Here is a 23,194-nt window from a genome sequence, read left to right as displayed (position 1 = left end):
TGTGTATAGACTCAATTGTTTCGGCTTAAGTTTAAACATACGAGAGCCCCAACTTTCGTCATTTATATCTACCTATATTATACCAAAAATGGGACTATATCGCTTTATATTTGACTTTTTCAGTGGTTTCGAACCGTCCCCATGAGTCTAAAGCAACTGCCCATCCTTTTTAACAGGATGGGCAGTTTGTTATAGTGACAACCTTTTGGCAATATACGCTTTCATTGTATCTTTGATTACAACACAGTCCTCAGTATCAGGCAAGGCCGCCAGCTGCCGTTCCAGATGGCCTTCCTCAACCAGCTTTTCCAGCGTCCAGTCAAAGTAGATATCGTAAAACCAGCTCAGCCTGATCAGGCGCTTGTCTGCGAGTGTTTTAACATCGGTGTAGGATAACACACCCCCCGGTTTTAACTGGCTGATCAGTTTGGGTGAATAGTCATGATCCGCCTGGATTGGCGGCAGAATTCGGAAGATATCCAGCTTGTCGGCATCGCGAATGATCTTAGCGAACAGCTCAGTTTGCGGGCAGGCAGGAGGAATCACCATTTTGTTATGATTGATAATGGCAAAGCCGATCATGGCCAGCTCAGCGGCAGTAAATTCATGCAGTATCCCGCTTTTCGCAAATTCCTTAGCTCCGGCATCGCCATGATCAAAGGACTCAGCATCAACGAAAGTACGGTATTCAGTAACTTGACGGAAGCGGGAGATATCATGGAATAAACCTATGACCTCGGCTAGTATCTTTTGCCTGGTATCTAGCTCTAAGTGCTCAGCAAGGCTTGCCGAACTGGCTGCGACCCGTTTGCTGTGCTCCTCTTTGAGCAGAACCCTGTCCATGACAAACCTGTCGTCAGTATAATACGCCCGGACATAGCTCTGGAACCAATCATATAAATAGTCAATCTTAGACAATCCAGTCGCCTCCTAATAGAGGGGGACGGTTTTTGACTAAAACTAGTCAAAAACCGTCCCCGTTGTGCATTCCAGCGGTATTTATCCGATGACCAAATCGCTCTAAGACTCCCACAGGAGTTAAGAGCGACTAGGTCCCTGGAAGTTGGTCGACTAAACTTCAGCCGGGTTGAAACCCAGCTGAAGCTAAGTCTCTCTTTATAATTTTACCACACCAATGGAGCTCAAGAAAACTAAAAACAGCAGCGCTGGGGTGATATAGCGGACAATAAAGAAGAATAAATCAAACAAGCCTGCAGCGATTTTGCCATCGTTGGTTAATTCCTGACGCAGCTCAGATTTTTTAACAACATAACCAACGAATAAAGCGACAAGCAGACCGCCTACCGGCATTAAAATATTAGAGGATATATAATCAAAAAGATCAAAGAAGCCTTTGCCAAAGACAGTATATTGACCCAAAAGCGCAGAACTGTCGGCAGATAAAGCAGCCAGCACGCCAAAGGTTAAAATAATTACCGCATTTACAGCTACCGCTTTTTTGCGGCCATAGCCTTTTTCCTCGGAAAAATAGGCGACAGGCACTTCAACCAGCGAAAGCATCGCGGTAGTAGCGGCAATGGATGCTAAGAAGAAAAAAGCAACTAAAAGCACGCTGCCTAGCGGCATCTGCGAAAATACGAGTGGAATAGTCATAAATAACAGACCCGGACCAGCCCCTGGTTCCATCCCAAATGAAAACACCGCCGGAAAAATAGCAAGGCCTGCCAACATCGAGACTAGAGTGTCGGAGATCGCCACTTTGGCCGCTGTGCCAAACAGGTTATTATCATGGGTAAAATAGCTGCTATAAGTAACCATTGTCCCCATACCCAGCGAAAGTTTGAAAAACGAAAGCCCCAGCGCTGTCAAAATAACCGGAGGCGTAATTTTACTGAAATCAACGTTAAACAAAAAGTCTATTCCAGCGCCAGCCCCTGGCAGCGTCAAGGCGCGAATGTCACACAGTACAATTAACACAAAGAATAGCGGCATAAGTGTTTTAGTAATGCGCTCAATCCCTTTCTTAACCCCCATGATGAGGATAGCCGAAACAGTAGCCATCACGATTACCTGCCAGATAATCGGGCTCATGGGTCCAACGACTACACTGCCAAACTGGGCTTTAGCCGCCGCCGCGGTAATCCCGGCGAAGTCTCCGGAAATGGCTTTAAACAGATACAGATAGACCCAACCGGCAACACAGCTGTAAAAGAACATAATCAAATACACGCCTAATACAGCCATCACACCGGTATAGCGCCAGGCCGTCCCCGGCTTAATTGTTTCGAAAGCGCCAACCGCATTTTTGCGGGTACTGCGCCCCAAATAGAACTCACTTAACATGACTGGCAGACCGACCAGTACGATACAGATAAAATAGACCAGCAAGAATGCCCCGCCACCAAATTGCCCGGTAAGATAGGGAAACTTCCAGATATTTCCCAGACCGACAGCACTGCCTAAGGTGGCAAAAAACACAGCCAACCCTGATGAAAAGCCCTCTCTCTTCTGCTGCGAATCCCCCATTAATAGTTCTCCTCTCAGTATACATGATTCCATATTGTAGTTTACTGCGAAACAAAACTATCTGTCAATGCGAAAACTTGGGATCCTCATATCCTATCCCCTGGCGATGATTCCTCTCTACATGTCCTTGAAGGTATCTCTGATATGCAAGAACTCCTCCAGGTTTTCAAGAAAAAGGTCTACCAGGTTAGGGTCAAAATGTCTGCCCCGCTCGCTGGCAAAGTATTCGAGGATCTTATCCAGCGGCCAGGCTGCTTTATAGACCCTATTGCTTCCTAAAGCATCGAAGACATCGGCGATGGCGGTAATTCTGCCATAAATATGGATATCTTCACCTTTTATGCCGTCCGGATAGCCTGTCCCGTCATATTTCTCGTGATGCTGTAAAGCAATAAGAGCTGCCGCCTGCATAATTTTGCGGTTGGAACTTCGCAGTATCTCATAGCCTAAGACGCCATGCGCTTTGATGACCTCAAATTCCTCAGGTGCCAATTTGCCAGGCTTGTTGAGGATAGAATCAGTAATACCCAGTTTACCGACATCATGCATGGGCGAAGCCAGTTTGATAAGCTCGGCCTCTTCTGACGGTAAGCCATATTTCAAAGCAAGCAGTCTGGAGTATTCAGCAACCCGCCGTACATGGTTTCCGGTCTCTTTAGACCGGGCTTCAGAAAACTCACCCAGGGTAAAAATGATCTCTTTTTGTGTGTCTTCAATCTCTTGGGCAAGAAAGCTATTATCAAAAGTAGCCGCGACTGTCATCCCAAAAATGTTGATCAGATTTTTTTCCCAATCGGATAAGCTGTTTAAGCCTTCTAAATAGATGAAGCTCTCATGTTGATTTTTGCTGTGAAAGTACTGAATAAAGCAGTTATCAAAATGGACCCCTTTTTTGCTCTGGCGTGCTTTGTCAATGACCTCATCAAGATCGCCGGCAGCTATTTGCCGGGCCGGACAACCCACAATACCACAGTATTTTTCGGTACCATCTAATATATAAAATTCGCCGTTAGCCTCTTTGACTGCCACTAAACCGGAAATAACTTCTGCTCTGTGGTTGACGTTAATACTCAAAATAGACAGCAACTGAGTCAGTATACAGGCCGCCAAGCGCTTTAGCGACTGGGCCTCCAGTAAAGCAGCCGCAGATTCCAATGTTCTTTCCAGGCCTTTTTTATTGTTATCCAGGTTGACGATATCTCGATAAGATCTGAGGGAGGCAATTATGGTCGTTGTTAATTTTCGGGCGGTAAGCTCGGTTTTTTCTTTATAATCGTTAATATCATAGTCACGGATCACAGTTTCCTCTGGTGCTTCCTGCGGCTGACCGGTTCTCAAAATAATCCGAACCAAGCGGTTATTCAGTTCTTCCCGGATAAACCTTGCTACTTCCAGACCGGCCTTATCACCGTCCATCATAACATCCAGCAGAATTACAGCCACATCAGGATTACGCCTCACCATCTCCCTGGCTTCTGCCGGTGAATAAGCGCTTAAAAATTGTAAAGGCTTGTCCTCAAACGTAAACTCCCTTAGGATCTTTCTGGTAAGCTGGTGAATCCCTCTGTCGTCGTCCACGATAATGATTTTCCATTTAGCACTGCCGTCTGCTTCGTGTTCAGGGGCAAACGCAAATAGGCTGTCATTGTCTTCAATACCAAAAATTAGCTTGTCTGCTTCATTACTCATTGTCTCAACTCTCCTATTGGAAGCCTTATTATAAAAATGACGCCCTTACCCTCAGTGCTGCGGCACTCAATAGTACCACCAAACTTTGTCGTAATGATCTCTTTAACGATACTAAGCCCAAGTCCAGTGCTGCCGTGCTCCCGGTTAGTTGTAAAATAGGGGTCAAAAATATGCGCAAGTGTACTCTCGCTCAACCCTTTCCCATCATCTGAATACTCAAGAACCGCCACCTGATCTTCTTTTATTAGATTTAGAACGATATTCCCCTGCTCACCCTGGTCATAGGCATGAATCAGTGAGTTCAGCACCAGATTGGTAATGATCTGGGTCAAGAGACCGGGAAAACCGTTTATGCTAAAATCAGCACCGCAAATCAGCTGTATTTTGTGACCAGCCTGTGTAAGCCGGGGTTTGAGCGCCAACAGCACCTGTTTAACCTGTGCTTTCACACTAAAAACCCGCCGTTGCTCTGGTCCGGCTACTGACTTCCGGAAATCGTTAACCATCTCTGCGGCATTTTGAAGGTTGGCAAGTATACTATCGGCTGATTCGCTGTACAGGTTAAGATGTTTTTCAAGATCTGACTTCTTTACAGCCCCTTGTTTAAATAACTGAGCTAATGTTTCCACTTCCTGACCAAGATAAGAGGCTGCCATTATGCCTGTCCCGAGCGGCGAGTTTATCTCATGGGCAAAACGGGCAATTTTGTCTGCTGTGACAGTTACGCCCTCTGACTGACAGGGAGTGCCGGCTACTGCCTGCACTGGTTCTTCCGTGGGGACAGCCTTCTGTGTCTGAACCCCCGGAGGCTCTCTGCCACTAAAGCTGAGATCGCTTCCTGGACTACTTAAGGTTCGCCAAGTCCTTGCCAGAACCTTTCGGCTACTCACATTCTCTTCAAATAATTGCAGTCGCAGCAACAACGAAAATGTCAGTATGATTATGACAAGCCCCCAATGTGAAATGTACAGCACAGACCAAACTACGCCTGCCCCCTTAAAGAGCAGCGAAGTGCCTATCAAAACGACAATTAGGCCAAGTCCGGCGGCAATGAGTCTTGCGGCTGGATTTCCTTGAACCGCCTTGTAAATAACAACACTAACAGCACCTAATCCTGTGACAGTTGTTATACCGACAAAAACAACGTCAGCCGCAGTAGCGGCAAATATGTTAGCCGATACGCCTAATAATGCGCCTACTGCATATATAACATGCAGCCTGGCAAAACGAGCCAGCCAGCTATGGCCCCTCTGACTTACACTCTGTTCTAACAAACCATAAAGCGCCGCAGGTATTAAATAAGAGGCAAGCAAAGCGACATTGTTCCAAAAGAGTGCTGCATCAATGAAAACACTCTTTATTTCCAGTTGTGCGAATAAATGTATACCGGCGCAAAAAGCCAGCCAACTGATAGCAAAAAACACACTACTGTTTTGTTTGCTAATAAGAAAACTAGAAAGCGGCATAGCCACAGCGATAGCAAAAAAAAACAAAACCAGTATGGCTCCTTCTAAGTTGCTAAGCCCCACCAATGCCGCCTCCTTCCTGACTCGGTAAAAATAATCATCAGTTATTCAAATGGATTTTATTCTAGTAAAATTCTGTATAATCCTGCTGCCTATTCAAATAAAATCAGGTCCTCAATTGTAAGATAACCTGATTATTTGCAGGAATATCTATGCAACTCTGTCGAAATTATCCAATATATAGGTATAAATAAAGATTTACAGGCATGCGATTAGGTTAAGCACAAGTCAAGCGCCATTAGTGGAGCATTACTAACAGCCAAAAAGGAGCTACTTGCACCATGAACTTCATCAAAGGTCTCCTGATTCCAACTATCATTATGCTGCTTTGGCTTGTGGTCTCCAGACTTAAGCTTGTCAGTTTCTATATTATGCCGCCGCCTGAGCAAGTATTTGCCACAGTACTCACCCTGTTGGATAAAGGTGTACTCTTAAAACACCTTTCCGTCAGTTTTTATCGAGTCATCTCCGGATTTCTCTTTTCCTTTCTGCTTGCTTTCCCGCTAGCCGTTCTGCTTGGTATAAACCGGCAGTTTGAACCTTTCATTAATCCACCGCTCGAATTTGTCCGGCATATCCCGCCCTTGGCCTGCATTCCTTTGTTGATTCTGTGGTTTGGTATCGGCGAAGCATCAAAACTTGCTGTAATTATCCTTGCCGCGTTCTTCCCGATATTTTTAAATACGATAAACGGTATTCGTCACTGTGATCAAAAGCTGCTGGAGGTAGGTGACGCTTTTGGCTTGAGCGCCTGCGAAAAATTCCTCAAAATCATTTTGCCTGCCACTTTGCCCTTTATCATTATCGGTATGCGCCTGGGGCTAGGGTACAGTTGGCGGGCGCTCATCGGTGCCGAACTTGTTGCGGCGTCAGCCGGTATCGGCTATATGATTTTGGACGCCGAACAGATCTCCCGCTCAGACATTGTTATCATCGGTATTCTTACCATTGGCACCATCGGCTACATTATTGATTATCTGTTTTTGAAAATAACCCAATATGGCATGCCCTGGGTAAAAAGGACGGCAGATTCGTGATCGCTTTAACGCTGAGTGGTATAGGCAAAACCTATACCCTCGAAACCAAACAGGTATCCGCGGTGGCTGACATTAACCTGACTATTGAAACCGGTAGGTTTGTCACCATTGTCGGACGCAGCGGCTGTGGCAAAACAACACTGCTCCGGCTTATCGCAGGCCTGGAGCCCACTAGTTGCGGTACAATGGTATTTAACCCCGCAAATGCCAAAATCGGACTGGTCTTTCAAGAGCCACGGCTTATGCCATGGCTAACAGTAGAAAAGAATATGGCCTTTGCCCTACTAAATGAACAAGATCGTGATCGCGTACAGCAGACAGTAGCGCATTATTTAAAAATGCTGCATCTGGAAGACTTCAGCAAGGCTTACCCTGTCCAAATATCCGGCGGTATGGCGCAACGGACGGCTCTGGGCCGTGCCCTCTGCTACAACCCTGATATCATTTTAATGGATGAGCCTTTAGGCGCATTAGATGCGTTTACCAGAGCCAGCCTCCAGAAAGAACTTATTAATATATTTTTACTGTCCAAGAAAACAATTCTGTTTGTTACTCATGATGTCGACGAAGCGGTACTCTTGGGCCAGCAGGTAATTGTCATGGGCAACGGGCGCATTCTTGAGAACATCCCGGTACCACTCGCCTATCCCCGTATCACAGCTTCCAAGGAGTTTTACGATATCAGAACCCAAGTGCTGCAAGCCATCATGCTAGAGTAACAGGCGAGAGCAACTACGGATCTAAAAGGAGCGTGACCTATGAAAAAAGGTATTGTACTGGTTCTAATAAGTCTCTTTGTGTTGACAATCACCGGCTGCGGCACAAGCCAACCGAGTCAGCCAACAGTAAAAAAACTGGACACCATCAATATTTCCTATGTCAAACTGCCACTCAATGTACCATCTATTGTCGAGAAAAAACTCGAACTTTTTGAAAAAGAATTTTCCAAAGACAATATCACCGTTTCTTTCCCTGAGATAACCGAAGGACCAAAAATGACAGCTGCTTTGGCTTCCGGTTCATTGAACTTTTGCAATGCCCTGGGTGGTACCTCAGCCATTTTAGCTGCTGCCAACGGCCTTGATATTAAGATCATTGGGATGTATAGCCGTGCCCCCAAAGCTTTTGTCATTATGGCTAAAAACCCGGACATCATAACAGTGGCTGACCTCAAAGGCAAAACAGTGGCCGGTCCTAAGGGAACCATTCTTCATCAGCTTCTCTTAGCCTCGCTGAAACAGCAGAATCTGCCTGGTGATGCTGTAAAATTTGTTAACATGGGCATCCCTCAAGGCGTTACAGCCATGATGTCCGGCGATGCCGATGCTGCACTTGTTGCCGGCCCGGCAGTACCTAAAGCCGTGGAAGCCAGCGGTCGAATCATCGCCACCGGTGAGGGCTTCCTTGATGCTACCATTGTAATCGCCGTAGAAGGCAAGTTTCTGCAAGAAAACTTAGGGGTTGTTAAGCGCTATATGAAGGTACACCAGCAAAGCTTAACATTTATGAAAGAAAATCCGGACGAGGTATACCGCATGGCTACGGATGAGACAGGCATCTCGGTAGAAGATGTCAAGAAAATGTACAGTTGGTATGACTTTAACCCGGCTATAACTGACAACGATATAAAAGATTTGGAAAAGACCCAGGAGTTTTTACTGCAAAACGGCTTACTGACACAAAAGGTAGCGATACAGAAGTTAATCAAGGATATGAGCAAAGAAATTTAAAATTTTCTTTTGAAAAAATACTAAATAGGTTATACTGTAAATAGGCTGAATAACAAACGCCCCTGCGCGAACAAGGGCGTTTGTAGGAATAGGGAGGTTATCTCCATAGTTCCCGGATGATCTGGTAAATCATCCAAAGAAAACCGCTTGAAACGGTTAGCTCAAACCATTTCGTTTTCAAGCGCATGAAAATCACCTCCTTATTCAGTTTTAGGGACGAGGTGTAAGCTCGTCCCTATTACATTATACAGGAACTTACTCCCAGCAAGTATACTATTCTAATTAAGTAGTGAATAAAAAAACTGACTAATATGACTTGTTTTGAACTATTTTTTATGATACTATGTTTACAAATTAACATGAGTAATGCGATGACAGGGACAGTACCAAAACGATCTTACCCCCAGAGAGCCGGCTAGGGTGAAAACCGGCGGAAGATAGTTTGGGAAAGCCACCCTTGAGCTGTAGACTGAAATTAGTAAGTGCTACCGTTGCCTAGCGTTAACAGGTCAGAGCGAGCCTTTTCGGCTAATCTAGGTGGTACCGCGGGAACTAATATCTCGTCCTTTTTCTAAGGACGGGATTTTTTATTTTTTATTACAAATTTAGGGAGGATATACTCATGAAAGAACTACTTGAATTATTAGAAAAAGATTGTACCCAACCCATTGAACATCTTGCCGCCCTGCTCCAAACCTCGAAAGAGGAGGTCGCCTCCCAAATTAAGCGACTTGAAGCTGAGAAAGTCATTGTCAAATACCAGCCCATTATTAATTGGGAACAAGTTGGCGAAGACAGGGTAACAGCCGTTATTGACGTTAGAATTACGCCCCAGCGAGAAGTGGGCTTTGACGCTATCGCTGAACGCATTTGCCGCTTTCCCGAGGTTGTCAGCCTGTATCTGATGTCAGGTGCTTATGATCTGAGCGTCATGGTTGAAGGCCAAACACTCAAAGAAGTGTCACAATTTGTCGCCACAAAGCTATCAACGATTGACGGTGTTATTAGCACAACAACCCATTTTATGTTAAAACGGTACAAATATGCCGGAGTCATCATTGAAGACCGCGAGGACGATCACCGGCTGGTGGTGTCGCCATGAGCTGGGCTGATCGCATATCCCCTGCCGTTAAAGCTGTGCCACCCTCAGGCATCAGGCGATTCTTTGACATTGCCGCTGAAATGAAAGGCGTCATTTCGCTAGGTGTTGGTGAACCCGATTTTGTGACCCCCTGGCATATCCGTGAAAGTTGTGTTCACGGCTTGCACAAAGGCTATACAACCTACACCTCAAATTACGGCCTCTTAGAGCTCAGAGAAGAGATTGCCCGTACTATTTACAACAACTACAACGTGGCCTATGACCCCCGCAAGGAAGCCTTAGTCACTGTTGGTGTCAGTGAAGCACTTGATTTGGCAATACGAGCCATTCTAAGTCCTGGAGACGAGGTACTGATTCCTGAGCCCTGTTATGTATCATACAAAGCCTGCGTAATGCTGGCAGGCGGCATGCCTGTACCGGTACCGACAGCCATTGAGCATGAATTCCGCGTCACGGTAGAGCAATTGGAAAAGCTGGTAACACCTCGCACCAAGGCGCTCTTAATCGGCTATCCCAACAACCCGACTGGCGCCATTATGCCGAAAAAAGAACTGGAGGCCATTGCCCAGTTTGCCAAGAAATATGATCTTATCGTCATCTCTGATGAAATATATGCTGACTTAACTTACCATGGAACCCATACCTGTTTTGCCAGTTTGCCTGATATGCGCGACCGCACCATTCTCTTAAACGGCTTTTCCAAAGCCTATGCCATGACAGGCTGGCGTATCGGCTACGCGCTGTCCAATCCGGACTTTATTGCCGCCATGAATAAAATCCACCAATACACCATGCTATGCGCCCCCATCACAGCCCAGTTGGGCGCTATCGAAGCACTCCGGCACGGTAAAGATAAGATGGGAAAAATGGTGGCCGAGTATAACTGTCGCCGCCAGTTGATGCTGGAAGGTCTACAGAGTATTGGCGTAACCTGCTTTGAACCCAAAGGTGCCTTCTACATCTTCCCTTCTATTAAAGAAACCGGCCTGACATCCATGCAGTTTGCGGAAGAGCTTCTGAAGGCTGAAAAGGTAGCTGTAGTTCCCGGTGACGCCTTCGGCGAAAGCGGTGAAGGCTTTATCCGCTGCTCCTACGCCTCTTCCATCAGCAACCTCTCAGAAGCCCTGGAGCGAATCGGACGGTTTGTTAAGCAACGACGCTAAAAAAGAAAATGAGATTGCTCGGCAATCTCATTTTCTTTTTTTGGATATAACTTTAGGGGCAGCTTACCCAACGAAATCGTTACAGCACTTAAATCCAGCTAATGGCGCAGCCTGGCTTACGGCCCGAATTACCGCCTGCTCAACAGCCCGCGCTGCCAGTATGCCAACTGCATTTACATCTGCTGATATTTCCCCAGTAGCCAGGGCAAAGATCGTATCACCATCAAAGAGGGTGTGGGCCGGGCGGATGGTCCGGGCATAGCCGTTATGGGCCATAGACGCCACCTTATTGGCCTGGCCTTTGGTTAAAACAGCGTTGGTGACTACCGCACCAATAGTCGTATTACCGGAAAATCTGCTCCCCTGTTTATTGTGCTGTGAAATCATCCCTTCTTCACAGTTTAAAAAAGCAAAGGGATTTAACTTGAAAGCGCCGGCCAAAATACTGCCATCAGCCGGGTTGACCACATCGCCAAGGCAGTTGACGGCAACAACCGCGCCTACCAGTAGTGGGCCGGAGGCCAGACAACATGTGCCTATCCCACCTTTCATGGCATGCTGAACACCGAACACCTTGCCCACAGTTGCCCCGGTACCAGCGCCCACCGACCCTTCAGCCAGTTCCTGACTACCGGCCGCCAGACAGGCAGCATACCCCATGGCTTTATCCGGCCTTACCCGGTGATCGCCACAGTTTAAGTCAAACAGTACCGCCCCGGCCACAATCGGCACTTTGGTTACACCGACATCAAAACCGGCGCCCTGTTCCTCCAGGTACTGCATAACACCGGCGGCTGCGTCCAGGCCGAAGGCGCTGCCGCCAGCCAACAAAACCGCATGCGCTTTGTCTACATAATTCACCGGATTAAGCAAATCAGTCTCACGCGTACCAGGCGCGCCGCCACGCACATCAACACCGGCCACGGCCCCATCCTGACAAATGATTACCGTACAGCCGGTGGCTGCCATGAAGTCTTGTGCATGTCCGATCTTGATTCCGGAAATATCAGTCAGTCTTGGCATAGTTGCTGCCACCACCCTTTCCATACACCAAATGCTCAAGAATCAATGCTGCCGTCACACCAACAACAAAGCCGTTGGTTAACAGCGGCCTGATTAACGGCGGAATGTCCGCTACCACCTGACTTGGCAAAAAGGCCACCAAGGTGCCCAACATGAGCGAAAAGCCCATAAGCAGACCGGTCTCCATTCCTGACGCCTCGAAGGACTTGCCTAGCATCATCAGCCCGCCGGCTACCTGGGAACACATAGTGTAAAAGAGCAAACTGCCAGTCACCACAGCCGGTATATACGAAAATATACTGATGATGCCTGGCGTAAACGCGAGCAGTATCATGCCAAGCGCCGCAGTCCCAACCGGAAAGCGTGATGCACAGCCTGAGGCAATAATAACCCCACTGCTGAGAGAGTAATTAACAGGGCCGATAACGCCCAGACAACCGGCAAGTATATTGCCCAACCCGGTCACAATCAAGCCCGCATTGGTGCGTTTTTCGACATCCCTGACACCAAGCAGATTGGCTGTACTCTGAATCGACCCCAGATCATTGGCCGTCAGTGCAAAAAAGCAAAATAAGAACGAAATAACAACAACAGGATCAAAACTTAAGGTTACAGCCATAAGTCCCCCATCAGCAGCAGCCTGTGATACAATCTGTGAACGCGGCAAAGCGCCGGCAATTAAGCCATAATAAGCCAGACTGCCCAGGATCAGCGCCCAAATCACGATTGTTGACTTTAGTGCGTCAGGTAAAAATCGCTGACCAGCCATCAACGCCATGATCATCGCAATGGCAAACATCAGCTGCCCAAAAGGATTACTCACTCCGTCAAGTATTAGATTTAAAATAGTAGGTAAGATGGTAAAGGCAATTAACAACAATACTATGCCAACAACACGGGGTGTAAAAAGGACACTAATTCGGCTGAGCAGCCCTAAACTGCTCAAGACAGTAATTAGTAATCCACACACAGCCACAGAGAAATAAGCTGCGCCGCTAGTCGCATCACCCTGATTTGCCACCAGGCCACTTAAGAGCACCGCCGCTGGCCCAACAATAATTGGCAGACGATGCCCCCCTAGAACTTGAACAAGCAATGTTACTCCTGTTGCTAAAAAGACCTTCTGCAGATACTTTAGCTGTAAAACAGGCGAATCCGGGTAATGAATGCCTGCCGCGATTGTGCCGAGAATGATAATAAAAGGAACAACCACCAAAAACCACTGCAAGGCAAAAAGCACCGTTTCGGCAAATGGTGGGCGCTCATCAAGCTGGTACTTAAACTCCAAGTGTTTCCAATCCTCTCTCCATTGCTTTATTATCTTTAGCTTCTTTATGCGGCAGGCTATTTCCTCCAGGAGTAGCAGCATTTTCAAACTCATAGTAATGATTGGAGGATTTTTCTATATATTGTCGAAATATGTAGAATAATATTAATTTTAAGGTGGTTTTACCTTGAACCGCAGAAGTAAAGCTACTACCAGACGTACTCGTTTACTTCAACTAAAGAGCATTGCCAATCTACGCGCCGAAATTGCTTTACTAAAAAAAGAAAACGCGCTGCAGAAAAAAGTCATTGCCTGTTCTCTTGATATGGTTCATCAAATTAACAACGACGGCGTCATCGAATATGTTAGTCCATCTTACCAAGTCAATCTAGGTTATAATACCCAAGAAATACTTGGTAATTCAATGTTTGATTTTATTCACCCGGATGACCTGCTGCTTACTTATGAAGCCTTTAACCGTCTCAAGGCTTGCGGAATTAGCTGGGGTGCCGAATATCGCGTAAAACATCATGATGGCCATTATATCTGGGTCTTCACTACTGGACATTCAATTTGTTGTCCGGATGGCTCAGTGACCGGATATATGCTGTGCAGCCGGGACGTAACTGACAGAAAAAAGGCTGAGGAAGCTTCCAGGCTTTCTCAACAAAAGCTTGATACTGCCTTTCGCCATACTGCCGACATGATTGGTATCACCCGTTTGTCTGATGGAACTTTTCTGGATGTGAATGACGCATTTACAAAATTCACCGGCTATACACGGGAGGAAGCGATTGGCAAATCGGTGAAGGATCTCCAACTTTGGGTAAACCCGGCTGAAAGAAACGAGTTTATTAAAATACTTACAACTGACCGGGTGATATATTGTTATGAAGCCCTTGCCCGTATGAAGTCCGGGGAACTACGTATAGAATCCCTATCAGCCGAAGTGATCTGCATTGATGGCGAAGAATGTATTGTGACAATATGGCGGGATATAACCGAACAGAAAAAGACTGAAGAGAAGCTGAGGCTGCAAAACGCCTATCTTCAGTTACTGCATGAAACAACCCTGGCTTTGATTCACCGTCTCAACATTAATGAACTGCTTGAAACAATCGTGCAAAAAGCTTGTTCTCTGTCCAAGACAGCTAATGCTTATATTAGCCTACTAAATCCTGTTACCGGTTTTCCTGAAATAACGATTGGCTGCGGCATATATGAAAAACAAGTTGGTAGAACGTTCCGGCCTAATGAGGGTATTTCCGGAACGGTATGGCATACTGGCCACCCGGTACTGGTAACTAATTATCAGGAATGGCCAAACCGGTCTAATTCTTTCGCTGCTGACCGGATAAAATCTGCTTTGGGCATTCCACTGCTGTCTGCAGCGGGAGTTATCGGCGTAATTGGTCTGACAACAATGGATACTGAACCAAGCCTAAGTCATCATGAAAAAGAACTGCTTAGCCGGTTTGCTGAACTGGCCTCAATTGCTTTAGATAACGCCAGACTTTATACCGCCTCGCAAAAAGAGCTTGTTAGGCGAATGCGGATTGAAAACGAACTAAGATATATCAGTACCCATGATTATATTACAGGCTTGTATAACCGGGCCAAATTTGAAGAAGAGTTAACGGCGTGGGATACTGCCGGCCTCACCTATTGCCTGCTTGCCTGTGATGTTGACGGTCTTAAACTAATTAACGACAGCATGGGCCATGCTGCCGGTGACGCTGTGCTGGTGGCTGCCGCCCAGGCGCTTAAGGCGGTGTCGCCCGCTGGCAGTCTGGTTGCCAGGGTCGGCGGCGATGAATTTGCCATTGCTGCCCAATGCACCGACAAAAACTGTCCCGAAACTATCTGTTTACGCCTTAAAGCAGCTGTTGCCACATATAATCAGGGTAATCCGCAACATCCACTGAGCATCTCTACAGGTTACGCAATAAGGCAATCACCTACTGATACAATTGCCTCTCTCTTAAAACGCGCCGACGATTCGATGTACCGGGAAAAACTGCATCGCGGCTACAGTGTCCGCAGTTCTATTGTGCAAGGTTTGTTAAAAGCGCTTGAAGCAAGAGATTATATTACAGAAGGTCATGCCGACAGGATGCAGGATATTGCGTCAGAATTAGGCTTTGCGCTTGGCATGACTGACCGTGAACTGGCCCAGCTGCGTCTCATTGCCCATTTTCATGATATTGGCAAAGTTGGCATTCCTGACAGTATCTTATTTAAGCAAGGCCCGCTCACCCCACAGGAATTTACTGACATGAAACGCCACTGTGAGATTGGTCACCGGATTGCTTTGTCAGTACCAGAGTTATCACACATTGCCCTTTATATCCTCGCCCACCATGAATGGTGGGATGGAAATGGCTACCCACAAGGGCTGCAAGGAGAAGAAATCCCTCTGGAATGCCGGATTATCGCGATAGCGGATGCTTATGACGCAATGACCAACAATCGGCCGTACCGTAAAGCGCTCACCCACGAACAAGCCATCACTGAGATTATTAAGTATAGCGGCCGCCAATTTGACCCCCGCCTTGTCGATGTATTTTTGACATCTATCAGTTATTATTCGGGAATTTAAAAGAGACTAGAGCCTGGCAACAGCCATCTGCCGTTGCCAGGCTCTATTATTTTTTAACCAAAATCGCCCCTCCCGCATACAATGCAACAAATCAGCGCTGCATAAGCGTAATAGATTAAGAGGGGGATTACTCAATGAGCTGTGGGTTTGGCAGAGGTAACCATTCAATTATAATAATAATTATTATCATTCTTTTATTTTTCAGTTTTGATAACGATTCATCAAGCTGTTAACCACATCCATACTTAACAAACCGACCGCAGCCCTGTCCGGGCCGCGGTCAGTTTATTTACAGTGTAGCAAATACCTTGGCTGGGTATATTAAGCAGGTAGATCACCATGAGAGGAGTGCCAGTTACACCATGAGTCTGGAAAGTGTGTTAATTACCCAGGCACTAGGTTTTCCAGCCCAACACCAAGAAACCCAGCCTGGAATAGAATCAGATATGAAGCCCCATCCAATTGCCATTGACCCAAACTATAAATCAGCCAATAAACTCACAGGTAAAACAGCCCTTATCACCGGCGGCGACAGCGGCATCGGCCGGGCGGTGGCGTATGCCTACGCCCAAGAAGGGGCCGATGTGGCTATTGTTTACTTAAACGAGCATAACGATGCTGAAGAAACCAAACGTCAGGTAGAAAAATTCGGACGCCGCTGCCTTCTTATCACAGGCGATGTCGGTGACGAAACCGTCTGCCAGACAGCAGTAGCAAAAACAATTGACGAATTCAAGCGACTTGACATCTTGGTCAACAACGCCGCCGAGCAGCATGTCCGAAATGGGCTTGCGGACATCACCCCCGATAAGCTGGATCGAATCTTTCGAACAAACCTATTTTCCTATTTTTATACAGCCAAAGCTGCCCTGCCGCATCTGAAAAATGGCAGTACTATTATTAATACGGCTTCGATAACTGCCTATGAGGGCCATGTCCAGCTGCTAGATTATTCAACCACAAAAGGTGCTGTGGTAACGTTGACCCGCTCATTATCTCAGCTTTTGGTCAGCCAAGGCATTCGTGTCAACGCCGTTGCCCCCGGCCCTATTTGGACTCCGCTTATTCCTGCCTCTTTTAGTGCTCAGCATGTATCCCAATTTGGCCAAAATACGCCCATGCAACGTGCCGGTCAGCCGTTCGAGGTGGCTCCCTGCTATGTTTTTCTCGCTTCCGACGATGCTGCTTATATAACTGGACAGGTACTCCATGTAAATGGGGGCACAGTGATAAATAGCTAATTAATGCTCATATTGTACCTAGTAAATCAGGCTGCCTCTATATATAGGCGGCTTTTTTTCATTATATATAACAGGGTATGCGAACATTGTCGTTAACTTTTTCTTGGTATATCGTATTTTTATGGAGGTTTTTTCAATATTTGGGCGAATTATCCAATACGTTCCAGCAAAAGTGCTGCAATGTGAGGTATGAAAAATGAGTAATGATATTCCAAATAGTTGTCTCCTTGATGAATTAGCGGCAATGCGCCAAGAAATGCAGGCTTTAGTCGAATTGCACCAGTCTAACCTTCGCGTCTCGACAGCCTTTACTGCAAGCCCAATTCCTATGGCTGTTGCAACTTTTCCCGAAGGGCGCATCCTTGACGTCAACGACAGTTTTGCTGCCTTCATAGGATATTCACGGCAGGAAATTATCGGATTTACTGACCTGGAGTTAAACCTCTGGGAACGTCTTGCTGAGCGGAATGCAGTAATTGATAGTATAAATCGGCAATATAAAGTACGTAACGCTGAGGTTAGAATCCGTAAAAGGCCGGACGAAATACGTATTACGCTGTTTTCAGGCGAATGCGTAACCCAAGCAAGCAAAAACTATCTTTTAGTCTGGTGTGTAGATATAACTGAATTAAAACAAACACAAGAAGCATTATGGCAGCAAAAGCAGGAGTTTGAAACACTTGCGGAAAACTCCCCGGATGTAATTGCCCGCTTTGATAAGAATCTACGCCACATGTATATTAACCCAGTAATTGAAGTCATAACAGGCATGCCGGCAGCAGATTTCATCGGGCGAACACAGGCTGAAATGGGCTTTGACAACCAATTCTGTGATCTCTGGCGTTCGCATACCTGCCGCGTGTTTAAAACCGGGAAAAAGTCGCTTTTCGAGGGACAATTTTCTGGAGTTCAAGGACGTAAATACTACTATCAGGCTCACTTAGCCCCCGAATATGCGCTTGATGGTTCAGTTGAGTACGTACTGTGCAGCATCCGCGACATAACTACCTTAAATGAAACTGAACAGGCGTTACGGCTGAGCGAAGAACGTAAACAACGCATCTTAGCTGCCTTTCCCGACCTGTTATTTCTGATTAACAAGTCAGGTGTATTTTTGGATTACCAGGCTGCCACAGGAACACTACCATATACATCACCTGAAAACTTCATAGGAAAAACAGTTAGTGAAGTATTACCGGCTGAGACAAGCAAAAAAGTAATGTATTATGTTGACCGCGCCCTCGCAACCGGCGAAACCCAGTTTTTCGATTATCAGCTTACGCTAAACGAAAGCCTGTTTACTTTTGAAGCCAGGGTAGTCTGGGCAACAGGTAACGAAGTATTGTTTATAGTCCGTGATGTCACTGAACTCAAGCAACTCCAAAGCGAGCTGGTCCGCCTTGACAGACTAAATATAGTCGGCGAGATGGCCGCCGGTATCGCACATGAATTACGCAATCCGATGACCACGGTACGGGGTTTTTTGCAAATTCTCAGCAATAAACCAGAATCCAACTGTTTTAAAGAGCACTTCACCTTGATGATTGAAGAACTAGACAGAGCCAACTCGATTATTACAGAATATCTCTCCCTAGCCAAAAACAAGGCTGTGCATCTAGAGCCCCATAACCTTACAGCCATTGTTAAAGCACTGGCTCCGTTAATCCTAGCCGATGCAGCCATCGCCGGCAAGAATCTTCATCTTGTATTAACAGATACTCCCGACTTATTAATCGATGCCAAAGAAATTCGCCAGCTACTATTAAACCTCACACGTAACGGGCTCGAGGCCATGCAGCCTGGAACTACCCTCACGATTAAAACCTATCTGGATAATGGCGAGGTATTCCTGGTAGTCCGGGATCAAGGCCCAGGAATTCAAGAAGAATTACTAGAAAAGATTGGTACCCCTTTCTTCACGACTAAAGATTTCGGAACCGGTCTCGGCCTGGCGATTTGTTACAGTATTGCCGCACGTCATAACGCAGTCATTTCTCTTGATACAAGTCCTGCAGGTACTGCCATTTATGTCCGTTTTAAAGTACAATAATTAGTTGATTAGTTAATAAAGGCTGAACCTCAATCTAAGAGGTTCAGCCTTTGTCAACTAATTATCGTTTATTCACCAGACTATCAGCAGTTGCAGCTATCTCCTGGCACTTTGCCGTTACTTCTTCGATAGTTGCTGAAATACTGGTTATTTCTGAACTTACTGCGTCCATCTTTGTTTCAAGAACATTCGATATATCAAGGATGGCCTCAATTTGCTTTGCAATAGCCGCTTCACTGGCCTTAGTAGAAGATACAATATCCTTGGACTTATCGGCTAAACTGCGGACTTCGTTCGCAACCACCGCAAATCCTTTACCATGCTCACCGGCACGGGCAGCTTCGATGGTGGCATTAAGTGATAGTAAGTTAGTTTGACCGGCGATGCCGACTATTTCGTCTGAGGCATGGGTAAAGTCTTTCAGCTTAACCTCTACTTGGCGTACACTGTCCCGGAGCTCATTAGCAGTTTGCAGTAAGGACAGCACTTCCAGATTAATCGTTTCAATGCTTTTAGCGTTTTCGCCGCTGCCGAGAGATACCTCCTGAATAGCACCTGTTATATCTCTGACCCGTTCTTCAAGCTGGTTAGCAGCCACAGCCCGCTCCTCACTTAATGTATTCACTTCGGCCATCATCTCTTCTATCTCCTGGGTTTTCCCTATCGTAGCCCGGTGTTCTAAGGCTAATTCGTGACGATTATAGTCAATACAGTTCTGCAGATGGTTAAACCCATTAACTACAGCTTGGGCAAAATTCCGGCAGTTGCCAAAGCCGCAGGCGTAACAGTTTATGTTCTGGGATTCCTCAGTCGTTTTATGAAGATCGGTAAATACCTGCGTAAGCATTGTCTTAGAAAATTCCTGCACTTTGACAGTGCCAGACTCATCCTGATACTTACGGGAAAAATCGCTTAGCTTGAGCTCTTTATCAAACCTTGCAAATAACGCGTAAACTTTTTTATAAAACCTGTTTTTGCTCTGCTCTGCAACCTTATCGGCTTTCAACCCGTTCATCAAATAGTCAATATCATCAATGGAAATATCCTTGGTTGTGCCTGTACCTTTGTTGCAACCATATGTGCAATTTAGGATGTCGACTAGCAATGGCAGCTTCTTTCCGGCCGTCATCCTTGCGGCATATTCCTCAAGATAGTGGTAGGCGTGCTGCGGCCCTTCGACCTGCCGAATCCAGACGTTGCTCCCCTTAGTATGGTGTTCGACGTTCTCCCGTAATCCGCCAGGGCGGCTGAAGGTAAGGCCTATCCCACAGTTGTCGCCGTCAAAATCTGCGTCTTGATACTGCGACAAAACAATATTGTTTCGCGCGAGGTATTCTCCCAATTTTGCGTAGGTCACATTATAATCGATTAATCCCTGAGTAGTTGTTTCATTTATCTCATCGATCTTGCCAATACAGGGCGACAGAAAGGCAAGCTTATCTTTGAGTCCGGCATATTTTTTGAGATACACAGCGGTACACATCATAGGACTATGAATAGGGGCAAGCCTCGGAATTAATTCTGGTTTATACTTCTCAACATAATTGACAATTGCCGGACATGGCTGAGCAATGATAGAATCAAGCCCATATTCTTTGATCGCCTTTAAATAAGCCCATGTAGTAATATCTGCACCAAATGACACATCATAAATTACGTTCACCCCGGCCGACTTTAGGTAGCCAAACAACTTCATGTATTCAAAGTTGAACCGTACTGCTGGGGCAGCTACTACCGAGATCTTTACTCCTTGCTTAAGATCATTAAAAAACCTTTCGGTATCATCTGCGAAGTCTCTGGCCTGATGATCACACACATCGATACATTCACCACAATGGATGCATTTGACTTGGTCAACCTTTACCTTATTTAGCTCTCCGACAGCATATGCAATGTTGGCATTAACCGGACATTTGGCAATACATTTGTTACAACCGGCACATTTTTCTTCACAAGTCATTAGGATCTCTGACATGCCGCTCCCCCAATACGTAGTTTATTCAACAGTATATATAAGTTCATTTTATCACATAGTCAATAATATTCGCTATATTTTGTCAATTTCCTGCTAGATATGGTCTCATATTACATAATTTGGCTAATCCGCTGCGTACCTTGAACTGTCGCGTAGATCTGTCTTACAGGGCAACAATATAGGATGTACTTAATAGCATTATATCAACGCAAAATAAACAACGCGCCATTAGGCGCGTTGTTATTTTGTAACTCATGTAACCTGACATTGTCCAATTCGTGCAATGACTTTCTCATGACTGATTGCTTAGAGCTTAAACCTACTGATCGCCCCTTGCAGTTCCTCAGCAAGCTTGGCAAGACTGTGGCTAGAAGCCGCAATCTCTTGCATAGATGCTGATTGCTCTTGGGTTGCCGCCGAAACCGTTTGGGTTTGCCCAGCCGTTTCCTTACAGATCCCTTCAATATCCTTGACTGAACTAACAATCTGTGTACTGCCGGCAGCCATCTGCTGAATTGCCGCGGAAATCTCCCTGACTTGAGATGATACTTCAGTAATCAAACCTATGATCTCTTTAAAGCTTTCGCCTGTAGCGTTAACAATCTGGGTTCCTGCTCTTACTTCACGTGTTCCTTCGCTCATGGAGTAGACGGCCTTATCTGTATCTCCCTGAATTTCCGAAATAAGATCTGCAATTTGTTTGGCGGCGGTTTGCGATTGCTCAGCCAGCTTACGGACCTCTTCGGCAACGACGGCAAAACCACGCCCCTGCTCACCAGCGCGCGCCGCTTCAATTGCAGCATTAAGGGCCAGCAAATTAGTCTGACCTGCAAGCCCGGAAATAGTGTCAACGATTTGTCCAATCTCTTTTGACCGCTCGCCTAGTTTCGTAACTACCCCCGCGGACTCATTTACCGTTTTTTCAATATTATCCATTTGAGCGACAGCGGTAGCAACTGATTTACCACCACCACTCGCGGCTTCGGCTGCTTTATCTGCCATTCCGGCTACGCCTACAGCACTTACCGCAATCTGTTTGATACCAGCAGCCATCTGCTCAACAGCCAGTGTTGTTTCGTTCGTTGCCCGGACCTGATTCTCGGTACCTTGCGCAATATCGGTAATAACACAAGCAACTTGTGTTGCGGCATGCGCTGACTCCTGGGCGCTGGCTGTCAATTCTTCAGATGCAGCGGCAACTTGTTCTGATGAACGTGCGATATTTGTCACAATAGCCGTTAGGTTTTCTCTCATCGTACGCAGTGAATTCGCAAGATCCCCCAACTCGTCGCTTGAGGTAATGTCAGCGACAGCTCTAAGATCACCCTGAGCATACTTTTCGGTAACGCTTGCCAATTGTACAACCGGTTTTTTGACCATTAGTGTTAAGACTATACTTAAAATCCCCCCCAGTATCAAGGCAGCGGCCCCAACGATCATTGATATTGTTCTGGTATTCTGGGCTGAAATTGCGGTATGATGCAGATTATCTGCTACTATTTTCGCATTGTCATCAGCAACAGTTTTCAGGGTTTTATCCACTTCTACAGACAATGGCACAACTACCTTGGCAATTTCGTTTAGTTTTGCCTTGTGCTCCTGCGCCTGTACATAGTTGCCTGCGGCAATTTCCTTATGGTATGCCCTGGCTACAGGCATATAGTCATTGAGAATAATATTACTGTATTTTTGGGAACTTGCAATCATTTGCTCGACGTCAGTTTTTTTATCCGGCCGGGCTATCTTTAGAAGTTCATTTTCTAGACGAATTGCTTCTTTAAGCTCAGCTTCCACCCGGTCTGCACCCTTAGGATCGCCGAAGGCAACATATGTGCGGATTGTAACAACAGCCTTCTGATACTGATACGCAATATTATTACCGAGCGCGAGTCGCTCATTTGCTGATTCGACAATTTCAGCATTACTGGCTATGCCTGACAGCGCAGATACGGCAAAGAAAACATTCACGGCAATAAGCACCATAACAATACCGAATCCCAAGCCAATTTTGGTTCCAATTCTAAGTTTCATAATGACCTCCATAACAATTTTAGCTGCGGATGCACATCAGTCATATGCAATAACTATGCCACTACTTACATCTTGTGATTGTGGCATTTTTTTCGCCCTGGCTCTATCTAATCAGCTATTCAATCGACAAATTTGTACACATTGTGTGCAAAAACGTACACTAATTTCAAAAAAGGGCGACTTAGCCAAGTGGCAACTAGGCTGAAGTAGTTTCAAAGTAAGCGGCCGCCGCTAGACTCCGCCATCACCTGTTTAATTTTCAAAATTGGGCACA

Annotated in this window: 16 protein-coding genes and 1 other annotated feature; of the genes, 8 read left to right on the top strand and 8 right to left on the bottom strand. The window is 46.0% G+C overall.

Annotated elements, in window-relative coordinates:
* Positions 1-189: 189 nt before the first annotated feature.
* From VN447_RS04705 to VN447_RS04690, 4 genes are all read right to left on the bottom strand, one after another.
* Positions 190-918: an HD domain-containing protein gene (locus VN447_RS04705; protein ID WP_325523322.1), complete on the bottom strand. Its 729-nt coding sequence runs from the start codon at positions 916-918 to the stop codon at positions 190-192.
* 198 nt (positions 919-1,116) lie between these two features.
* Positions 1,117-2,487: a sodium-dependent transporter gene (locus tag VN447_RS04700; RefSeq protein WP_325523320.1), complete on the bottom strand. Its 1,371-nt coding sequence runs from the start codon at positions 2,485-2,487 to the stop codon at positions 1,117-1,119.
* A 117-nt stretch (positions 2,488-2,604) separates the two neighbouring features.
* On the bottom strand, positions 2,605-4,176 hold the full coding sequence (locus tag VN447_RS04695) for a DUF3369 domain-containing protein (RefSeq protein ID WP_325523318.1): 1,572 nt from the start codon (positions 4,174-4,176) through the stop codon (positions 2,605-2,607).
* Positions 4,173-5,705 carry an ATP-binding protein gene (locus VN447_RS04690; protein WP_325523316.1) on the bottom strand — a complete coding sequence of 511 codons (1,533 nt, stop codon included), beginning with the start codon at positions 5,703-5,705 and terminating at the stop codon, positions 4,173-4,175. The genes VN447_RS04695 and VN447_RS04690 overlap by 4 nt, the downstream gene beginning before the upstream one ends.
* A gap of 278 nt (positions 5,706-5,983) precedes the next feature.
* Between VN447_RS04690 and VN447_RS04685 the strand changes: the two genes are divergently transcribed.
* The 5 genes from VN447_RS04685 to VN447_RS04665 all read left to right on the top strand — a co-directional run bounded on the left by VN447_RS04685 (position 5,984) and on the right by VN447_RS04665 (position 10,734).
* Complete coding sequence (locus VN447_RS04685; RefSeq protein WP_325523314.1) at positions 5,984-6,739, top strand: ABC transporter permease; 756 nt, start codon at positions 5,984-5,986, stop codon at positions 6,737-6,739.
* A complete protein-coding gene (locus VN447_RS04680) occupies positions 6,736-7,458 on the top strand; it encodes an ABC transporter ATP-binding protein (RefSeq protein WP_325523312.1) in 723 nt (240 codons plus the stop codon). The genes VN447_RS04685 and VN447_RS04680 overlap by 4 nt, the downstream gene beginning before the upstream one ends.
* 39 nt (positions 7,459-7,497) lie before the next feature.
* Positions 7,498-8,469 carry an NrtA/SsuA/CpmA family ABC transporter substrate-binding protein gene (locus tag VN447_RS04675; protein WP_325523310.1) on the top strand — a complete coding sequence of 324 codons (972 nt, stop codon included), beginning with the start codon at positions 7,498-7,500 and terminating at the stop codon, positions 8,467-8,469.
* A gap of 362 nt (positions 8,470-8,831) precedes the next feature.
* Positions 8,832-9,040, top strand: a binding site (T-box leader).
* A gap of 51 nt (positions 9,041-9,091) precedes the next feature.
* The gene (locus VN447_RS04670; protein WP_325523308.1) at positions 9,092-9,571 is read left to right on the top strand and encodes an Lrp/AsnC family transcriptional regulator; all 480 of its coding nucleotides are present in this window, start codon (positions 9,092-9,094) and stop codon (positions 9,569-9,571) included.
* Positions 9,568-10,734 carry an aminotransferase class I/II-fold pyridoxal phosphate-dependent enzyme gene (locus VN447_RS04665; RefSeq protein ID WP_325523306.1) on the top strand — a complete coding sequence of 389 codons (1,167 nt, stop codon included), beginning with the start codon at positions 9,568-9,570 and terminating at the stop codon, positions 10,732-10,734. The genes VN447_RS04670 and VN447_RS04665 overlap by 4 nt, the downstream gene beginning before the upstream one ends.
* A gap of 63 nt (positions 10,735-10,797) precedes the next feature.
* On the opposite strand, the gene VN447_RS04660 is transcribed toward VN447_RS04665, so the two are convergent.
* On the bottom strand, positions 10,798-11,757 hold the full coding sequence (locus tag VN447_RS04660) for a P1 family peptidase (RefSeq protein WP_325523304.1): 960 nt from the start codon (positions 11,755-11,757) through the stop codon (positions 10,798-10,800).
* Positions 11,741-13,045 (bottom strand): uracil-xanthine permease family protein, encoded by a 1,305-nt coding sequence (locus VN447_RS04655; protein WP_325523302.1) that lies wholly within the window; start codon positions 13,043-13,045, stop codon positions 11,741-11,743. Before VN447_RS04655 ends, VN447_RS04660 begins: the two co-directional genes overlap by 17 nt.
* A 166-nt stretch (positions 13,046-13,211) precedes the next feature.
* On the opposite strand from VN447_RS04655, the gene VN447_RS04650 reads away from it, so the two are divergent.
* The 3 genes from VN447_RS04650 (at position 13,212) to VN447_RS04640 (ending at position 18,914) form a co-directional block, all read left to right on the top strand.
* The gene (locus tag VN447_RS04650) at positions 13,212-15,623 is read left to right on the top strand and encodes an HD domain-containing phosphohydrolase (RefSeq protein ID WP_325523300.1); all 2,412 of its coding nucleotides are present in this window, start codon (positions 13,212-13,214) and stop codon (positions 15,621-15,623) included.
* Positions 15,624-15,985: 362 nt separating this feature from the next.
* Positions 15,986-16,864 carry an SDR family oxidoreductase gene (locus VN447_RS04645; RefSeq protein ID WP_325523298.1) on the top strand — a complete coding sequence of 293 codons (879 nt, stop codon included), beginning with the start codon at positions 15,986-15,988 and terminating at the stop codon, positions 16,862-16,864.
* A 196-nt stretch (positions 16,865-17,060) separates the two neighbouring features.
* Entirely contained in the window at positions 17,061-18,914 is a 1,854-nt protein-coding gene (locus tag VN447_RS04640) for a PAS domain S-box protein (protein ID WP_325523295.1), read from the top strand.
* A gap of 61 nt (positions 18,915-18,975) precedes the next feature.
* Here VN447_RS04640 and VN447_RS04635 read toward each other — a convergent pair whose 3' ends face one another.
* On the bottom strand, positions 18,976-20,889 hold the full coding sequence (locus tag VN447_RS04635; RefSeq protein WP_325523293.1) for a [Fe-Fe] hydrogenase large subunit C-terminal domain-containing protein: 1,914 nt from the start codon (positions 20,887-20,889) through the stop codon (positions 18,976-18,978).
* Between the two features lie 306 nt (positions 20,890-21,195).
* Positions 21,196-22,920 carry a HAMP domain-containing methyl-accepting chemotaxis protein gene (locus tag VN447_RS04630; RefSeq protein ID WP_325523291.1) on the bottom strand — a complete coding sequence of 575 codons (1,725 nt, stop codon included), beginning with the start codon at positions 22,918-22,920 and terminating at the stop codon, positions 21,196-21,198.
* Positions 22,921-23,194 lie beyond the last annotated feature (274 nt).

This window comes from Sporomusa sp. (assembly GCF_035561155.1).
GTDB lineage: Bacteria > Bacillota > Negativicutes > Sporomusales > Sporomusaceae > Sporomusa.
Note: the sequence above shows the minus strand (reverse complement) of the source record. Positions and strands in the feature narration are given on the sequence as shown.

Coding starts and splice junctions, on each gene's coding strand:
- VN447_RS04700 (WP_325523320.1), bottom strand. CDS start 2,487: ATGGGGGATTCGCAGCAGAAGAGAGAGGGCTTTTCATCAGGGTTGGCT.
- VN447_RS04695 (WP_325523318.1), bottom strand. CDS start 4,176: ATGAGTAATGAAGCAGACAAGCTAATTTTTGGTATTGAAGACAATGAC.
- VN447_RS04685 (WP_325523314.1), top strand. CDS start 5,984: ATGAACTTCATCAAAGGTCTCCTGATTCCAACTATCATTATGCTGCTT.
- VN447_RS04675 (WP_325523310.1), top strand. CDS start 7,498: ATGAAAAAAGGTATTGTACTGGTTCTAATAAGTCTCTTTGTGTTGACA.
- VN447_RS04670 (WP_325523308.1), top strand. CDS start 9,092: ATGAAAGAACTACTTGAATTATTAGAAAAAGATTGTACCCAACCCATT.
- VN447_RS04665 (WP_325523306.1), top strand. CDS start 9,568: ATGAGCTGGGCTGATCGCATATCCCCTGCCGTTAAAGCTGTGCCACCC.
- VN447_RS04660 (WP_325523304.1), bottom strand. CDS start 11,757: ATGCCAAGACTGACTGATATTTCCGGAATCAAGATCGGACATGCACAA.
- VN447_RS04645 (WP_325523298.1), top strand. CDS start 15,986: ATGAGTCTGGAAAGTGTGTTAATTACCCAGGCACTAGGTTTTCCAGCC.
- VN447_RS04640 (WP_325523295.1), top strand. CDS start 17,061: ATGAGTAATGATATTCCAAATAGTTGTCTCCTTGATGAATTAGCGGCA.
- VN447_RS04635 (WP_325523293.1), bottom strand. CDS start 20,889: ATGTCAGAGATCCTAATGACTTGTGAAGAAAAATGTGCCGGTTGTAAC.
- VN447_RS04630 (WP_325523291.1), bottom strand. CDS start 22,920: ATGAAACTTAGAATTGGAACCAAAATTGGCTTGGGATTCGGTATTGTT.